At 32.3% G+C, this 7,284-nt stretch carries 5 protein-coding genes; 3 read left to right on the top strand and 2 right to left on the bottom strand.

Features of this window, described 5'->3' with window-relative positions:
• The first annotated feature begins 3 nt into the window (after nucleotides 1-3).
• On the top strand, nucleotides 4-159 hold the full coding sequence (locus COE49_RS26875; protein WP_255294762.1) for an LPXTG cell wall anchor domain-containing protein: 156 nt from the start codon (nucleotides 4-6) through the stop codon (nucleotides 157-159).
• A gap of 700 nt (nucleotides 160-859) precedes the next feature.
• On the opposite strand, the gene COE49_RS26870 is transcribed toward COE49_RS26875, so the two are convergent.
• The gene (locus COE49_RS26870; RefSeq protein WP_088233371.1) at nucleotides 860-3,322 is read right to left on the bottom strand and encodes a PAS domain S-box protein; all 2,463 of its coding nucleotides are present in this window, start codon (nucleotides 3,320-3,322) and stop codon (nucleotides 860-862) included.
• Between the two features lie 527 nt (nucleotides 3,323-3,849).
• Here COE49_RS26870 and COE49_RS26860 point away from each other — a divergent pair.
• The gene (locus COE49_RS26860; RefSeq protein ID WP_002130290.1) at nucleotides 3,850-4,056 is read left to right on the top strand and encodes a hypothetical protein; all 207 of its coding nucleotides are present in this window, start codon (nucleotides 3,850-3,852) and stop codon (nucleotides 4,054-4,056) included.
• A 273-nt stretch (nucleotides 4,057-4,329) separates the two neighbouring features.
• Nucleotides 4,330-4,641: a heavy metal-binding domain-containing protein gene (locus COE49_RS26855; protein ID WP_000637500.1), complete on the top strand. Its 312-nt coding sequence runs from the start codon at nucleotides 4,330-4,332 to the stop codon at nucleotides 4,639-4,641.
• 144 nt (nucleotides 4,642-4,785) lie between these two features.
• Here the strand turns inward: COE49_RS26855 and COE49_RS26850 are convergent, their stop codons facing one another.
• A complete protein-coding gene (locus tag COE49_RS26850; protein ID WP_088233370.1) occupies nucleotides 4,786-6,510 on the bottom strand; it encodes a PAS domain-containing sensor histidine kinase in 1,725 nt (574 codons plus the stop codon).
• Nucleotides 6,511-7,284: the final 774 nt, after the last annotated feature.

The raw sequence follows: 7,284 nt of genomic DNA, 5'->3' as shown, positions 1-7,284 counted from the left end.
AGCATAGATCCAAAAGATCCATCAACTAAAGAAAATACTAAGACATCAGTATGGCTTCCTAATACAGGTGGAACATCAATGGAGATGATTTCATATATTGTAGGAATGTTGTTGGTGGCTTTAGGTGGATTCGTATTTGTTCGTCAACGAATGAGATAAAAAGACTGGTTATGTTGGTTTGAATTATAGCTTGATCAAAGTATTGCTACAAATATTGATTTATAAATAGAGGAAACCCACACATTTTGAAAAAAGTTTGATCAAAATGTGTGGGTTTTAATTTTGGATTCTTTAAGTTTCTATAAAAAAGAGTAATTATCTTATTAAGGTGATTACTCTTCGGTTTATTTCAAAATCAATTGTTTTTTTGTGTTTACTTTCATTTAATACACCATCAGCTAGAAATTTAATACTCGCTCATATAATTAAAGCAAATATTACTCCACCTATTTTAGTCTGATAGAAACTAAATATAAATAATACAACAGAATGTACAATACTTAAGATAGCACTCATATAATATTTATTCACAGACTAGCTCCTGTTATTGTAATTTTGATAGAGTTGTATTATTGCATTGTTGGTTTTTAAATTTGTTTTACTCCTGCGGATTCACTTGTTTTTGCTAACGAAAATAGGGATATATAGAAATATCCACTTGTAGAAATAGGGAAATTTCTATATTTAAGATTATTAGAAATTTTATACGTCCCTACTTCAAGCAGTTCGTAAAGCTGTTAAATGGCGAGAGTACAATATGAGATTTTCTTAACATAAACAGATAACCCTTTAGATAATTAAATCTAAAGGGGAAAATTTAATAAATTGTATAACTATACTTCATGATTCTAGGATGTATCTAAGAAGATGAATAAGCGTTTTCTTTTTTGAGAGTAGATATAGGAAGATTTATATTAACTGTTGTTCCTTTTCCTACTTCACTTTCAATAAGTATCTTTCCTTGGTGCTTCTCAATAATTTTATAACAGATCATTAATCCTAAACCGATACCATTTTCTTTGAGACTATAAAATGGTTCTCCTAGGTAAGGTATACGTTCCTGTTCAATTCCACACCCATAATCGGTAAATCGAATGTTTACCTGGTTTTGATCAGGCACATATTCGATTTGAATCAAGATTTCCCCTCCCATTGGTGTTGCTTCAATCGCATTTTTTAAGATATTTATAAAAGCTTGCTTCAATTGATTCTCTTCACAAAGTATGAATGAAGTATCAGATGTAAACTCAGTTTTAATTTGTATGCAATTCATTATTGCTTGAGGCTCAAGTAACATTACAATTTGCTTCATTAATACATTCAGGTCATTAGTTTTAATTTCTAATGCCTCAGGTTTTGCTAATGTCATAAATTCATTAGTAATACTATCTATACGTTCAACCTCTGCTAACATGATATCTATATAATGCTCAGTGTTCTTATTTTCCATTGATTTTAATAATTGCATGAATCCTTTCATTGCTGTTAAAGGATTTTTAATTTCATGAGCAATTGCAGTGGATAATTGGCCTACTACAGCAAGTTTTTCCGACTTTCGTAATAATTCTTCTGTTTTTAACCGTTCTGTGATATCTCGAGAGATACTCAAGAAAACATTTTTTCCATTCAAGTTAAAAACACGGACACCAAATTCAGTTGTTATTGTTCTTCCTGTCGGAAAAACAAATTCATCTTGCAAAGTGAAAGAAGTTTGCCCTTCTCTAATTTTTTCGATCACTCTTTTGATTATCGGAGAATCTGGTGGAACGTTACTAGGAAATGGAATCGAAAGAAGCTCTTCTCTACTATATCCAAATCTTTTACACGCAACAGGATTTACCTCAATAAATCGAGCCGGAAGTTGATCCTCATTTAGCTCTACTACATATACTGCGTCAGTTGCTTGTTCGATGAGCGCACGGTATTTCATTTCACTGTCTCTTAATTGTTGATGTAATTGAAGGCGTTCTCTTTCTGCTTGTTTTCTTTCAGAAATGTCTCTACAAATTCCTGATAAAGCAATTATATTTCCTCTTAAATCTAGAATTGGTGAAACTGTCACGTTTACATCAATTAGAGTTTTATCTTTTCGTTGTCTAACTGTTTCTAACCTAGTAATAACCGGATCTTGTATATTGGTATTACTAATATTTTTGATTAACTCTAAAGTTTCATTCATTAAAAAATCAGGTACGCAAGGTAATTTTTTTCCTACTGATTCTTTTTCTGACCAACCAAATATCTTCTCATAAGCTTTATTCGCTTGCAACATATGTCCATCTAAATCAAATATAGTGATAGCATCTACGTTATGATTAATAAACGATTCCAGTCGTTCTTTCGTTACCTTTAGTTCATTTTCCGCATTTATTCTTTTCGTTATATCAACAGAAGAACCAACCACCTCAACCACTGTTCCCTCTCTTTTAACTGGCCTAAGAGAGAAAAGTATCATAGTCTCATCATTTGGCCATGGTAGTTCGAAAGTTACTTCTTCACCATCCCATGCCTGTTGATAATACTTTAGTAATCGAGGAACTAAATGGGATGGAATAATGGAAGAATCTATAGTAGGTAAAAGCTTGCCTACAACTTGTTCAGAGTGAAACCCTTGTTGATAAAATAATTGTCCATCACACAGAGTATGAATAAAATTCCCATTTACTTTTTTAAATTTAACAATACCTCCTTGTAGTTCATGTACGGTATCCCTTAATTCTCGCTTTGATTCTAGTAAAGTTTCATTCGCTTTAGCTAGGTCTTGTGTTAAGTAATATAATTTTTGATAGGATTCCATAAGAAAAACACCAATTAAGAGTCCGCAAGATATAAATAATGTACCTTGGATGTCAAGAAGTATAAGTGAGATAGAAGGAAAAAAGAATCCAAATACCCCATGAATTATGGCTAGATAAACAGCTAGATAAAGAAAGACGCTTTTAAAGGGATGGGTATTTTTGAGATATGTTTTGAATATAGTATATATAGTAGCAATTCCTAAAGCAGCTATCAAAGCTGGTCCCCAATCACCACCAAGGTAGAAAATACGCATAAATAAAATAAACATTAACGTAATCCAACCAGCTCTACGACCAAAATAAATAAACGAAATAATAAGAGGAACGGCTCGCAAGTCATAAAACAATCCCATGTGCTTAAAATTAAAAATCATCAAAATAGCAGCTATGATACCTGCATATGTCCCCAAAAATAAATGGATAAATTTATTATCCATTTTCCTTATAAATACTTGAATAAAAATAGCTGAACTAGCTAGGAAAGAAAAAATAGATAGATTAATGAAGAATCCTGTGAACAGCATGCCATATTCCCTCCTTTTTACATGTATTCGACAAAAAGTATAAAAATCCTACAAAATGCATCATAATTAGTCCTATTATTCTAAATTATAAGGCTATTTCCGGGAGAGAGATAGGAGTAGTGATGAAAAATTAGCCCCTTTTTACCAGGGGTATCAATTGAGTGTGTTGGATAACAACATTTATATAGTTTTCAGCACAAAAAATTTCCATTCCAGAGAAAATCACATTCCAGATTTATTTGTAATCGATTTCTAATGAACCGTTAATATATTTGGTATCGAATGAGATTATGTTTGTTATTCGGGATTTTAAGTAGCTTAAATGAAATTTCGAAAAAAAGGGTATGAGCATGATTTTTTTTAAGGTCTTTTCATATATTTTATTAAGTATTGGAATTTTTAAAGGTTATTTTGGCAGGGTTAGCGAGGATTGTGAAGAAACATAGTGTAATTGTAAAAATATACGAAAACAAAAAGCATGTAAGGATGAATGGTAAGCCTACTATTGGAAAGGAAGTGGGGAAATCATGATACATCGATATGAAATTGATTTTTCTGTGATGTATGATGGCAAGGTAACAGACTTACAATCAGCAATTATTCCAGCACATTCTTTAGAGGAAGCAAACAAGAAATTACAATCGGAAGTAAAGCGGAGGTTAGGGAAATGTGTTGTTAAAATTGATCATACAAGTTTACTTGTTTCAGAGGATAGTCGATACACAATTGGATGAAATGAGGAGATGAGCCTTGCGATCAGCAAGGCTTTTCTATTGCTAGAGTTTGATGCAAAGCAAATAATTACAGAATTAGTATATCTATCCCGACAAGATTGATCAGAAAAAGGTCATGTTTTATAGAAATTCGAATAGAAAATGAGTAAATCTTCCTTACAAAAATGTCACATTCCTGTAAGGTTATTAGATAGTTTAGCTACTTTTTCCATGTCATAATAAAGACATAAGAAACGCCAATTAAAAATGATAAGTTATAGGAGAGTGTCAATCATGATTGTAACAACGACGCAGGGAATTCAAGGGAAAGAAATTAGTGAATATATTGATATTGTAAATGGTGAAGCTATTATGGGTGCAAATATTGTTCGCGATTTATTCGCTTCAGTTCGTGATGTTGTCGGTGGTCGTGCTGGTGCTTATGAAAGTAAATTAAAAGAAGCGCGTGATATTGCGATGGATGAAATGAAAGAACTTGCAAGACAAAAAGGTGCTAATGCCATCGTTGGTGTTGACGTAGACTACGAAGTTGTTCGTGATGGTATGTTAATGGTTGCTGTAAGTGGTACGGCTGTACGTATATAATAAGATAGAAAACAGGCTCTCCCCGTAAAGTGTATATGCTTTACGGGGAGTTTTTTGTTGGGGAAATTTTTGGGTATACCCACGAGGCCGCTTGTACACATGCAATCCCAAAATAATATGCCATATTTTCATTTAAGTCAGTATTTAAATATTTTGCAAAAGCGGTAAATAAATGTACACCGAGGTTCCTACTCCAACTTTACTTGTTATACAAATTCTTCCCTGATGACTTTCAATAATTTTGTAACTAATCATTAAACCGAGACCTGTTCCTTTTTCTTTCGTACTATAAAAAGGTTCAGCAAGTTTTGCAATTCTTTCTTCCGGAATACCAATCCCCTCATCTGAAATACAAATTTCCACCTCATTGTTACTTACTTTCTTAGTGGTAATGATTATGTCTCCCCCATGTGGCATTGCTTCAATCGAATTTTGTAAAACATTGATAAACACTTGTTTTAATTGTTTTTTACAACAATCAATATATACAACGTCAGGATCCGTTTGGAATGTGACATGAATATTTGTCATAATTGCCTTTGTGTTAATTAATGATACAACTTTTTTTAAAATTACATCAATGCTCTCTTGTTCAAAAGAACATACCTCAGGCTTAGCAATCGATAAAAATTCATGAATAATAGATTCAATGTGCTCAATTTCAGAAAGTATGAGTTGAAAATATTTTGATTCATGTTTTATTTGTATCTCTAATAATTGTATAAATCCTTTAATAACAGTGAGTGGGTTTCGCACTTCATGTGCAACCCCTGCAGCGAGTTGACCGACAGTAGCTAATTTATCTGATTTATTTAATAGTTCCTCTGTCTTTTTACGCTCTGTAATATCGCGAACCATAACCATTACTTTATCTGTTAATAGTGGTAAACATCGTGCTTCAAAAAAGTAAATACTATTATGCATGAGCAAGGAGTATTCTACAATTTCTATGGAATTATTCTGCTGTACCCTTGCAATTGCTTCTTGTAGCTGCAGGGCAACATCTAAAGGTAACACATCCTGAAATTTTTTATACATAAATTGTTCGACAGGTACATAAAATCTTGATGGACAGCCGGCTTTATAATCAACGATTACTCCGTCAAGTCTTGTTAAAAAACATAAGTCTGGGAGTGCTTTAAAAATTAATTCTAACTCTGAAGATTTTTCTATAAGTTTTTCTTCTACCTGTTTCCGATGCGTAATATCAATACCAACTGCCCAGTGACTGTATCCAGGAACAGGGAATTCATCTGAAAGGTTTGACCACAGGATTGTTTTTTCATCACCGTTTTTACAAGTGAGTGTCATTTCCCAATCACGAAAGTTTTTACCAAGTTCAGAAAATCCTTGAAGTAACTTGTTCCGATACGTTTCATCTGGATAAAGTAGCTCTAACGCGCAAGGATTGTTAATAATCTCAGCGGCACTATAACCTGTTACAAGTTCACACTCTCGGTTCCATATGACAATATTCCCTTCTTCATCACAAGCATCAACCATAACGGGCATGTTGTGTAAAATCGTATATAATTTTTCAGCAGGGATAGATTGATCTTTCTGCACTTGCTGTAATGTATTCATTCCTTTATTCGTTATAATCGTTGCAAGGGATTTAAAGTATATAGTGCAAGATTCAATACTATCTTTAGGCGACAAAATCACAAAATCACCAATCGTATTTTCATTGAATATAATAGGGACATGAATTTTTGTATGTAAATGTATATCAGAGGATGGTGTGCCGTAATGAAATATGATTCCTCCGTTGCAATCAAGCAGCTGATGTGAAATCTGTGTTAAAAGATAAAAGTGTTCTGCCATAGTTTGTATTTCTTTTACGTCAATAATCTCGGTCAGTTTGTACATATTCTCTCACCCCTATTAATGTAAACATGCATATGTATTTATTTTTTTAATTTTCTTAGTTTTTATATTATACAAATTAAATGTGTCGAGGTACACAGAAAAGAGGGGGTATTTTAATTTTTAAATAATTCCTGCCAATTTTTCATAAAAATGCTTTCTAAAAACTCGCCTTAAAAGCTATGTCCCTGATAGGTACTTTTTTGAATTACTACCTAAACAATCATAAACAATAAATGCAATCTTTACAGAAAAAAAACAACTTGGACGAAGACAAGTTGTTTTTTTCTAAAGGGCACAGCAAAGAAAGAGTGGAGGAAAAAATGCATACACACATGTCAATGATGTAAAGCAAACTAACAAATAAAACTAAAAATTCAGATAATTATATCGCTAAGGGTTTTTGTATACTCTTTCTTTGTAATTATAAGTCTAGCATGAAAATAAAAATAAAACAACAAAAATATACAATTTTCTATTAAATTCGACATTTCTTTCGCGAGTTACCATTTCCACATCAAGCATCAGTTACTAGAATATTTATTTTTTAAAGGTATTTAGATATTAATAAAATTTACATAATACCTATTATCGATAACTATGTAAACCTAATAATATTCTTAAAGACTGCTTTTTTTTCTGTCCCATCTTGAAAAGATTCTGGATTTACACGTATCTGGGCTGACCTCCATATCTATCGACTTAAGAGTTTTTAATAGACCATAAACCCAGATCCTCCTTTTTCTACAACTAGTTATTTATCGTTTTCTGACAGAA

The organism is Bacillus sp. AFS029637, assembly GCF_002584985.1.
Taxonomy (GTDB): domain Bacteria; phylum Bacillota; class Bacilli; order Bacillales; family Bacillaceae_G; genus Bacillus_A.
Note: the sequence above shows the minus strand (reverse complement) of the source record. Positions and strands in the feature narration are given on the sequence as shown.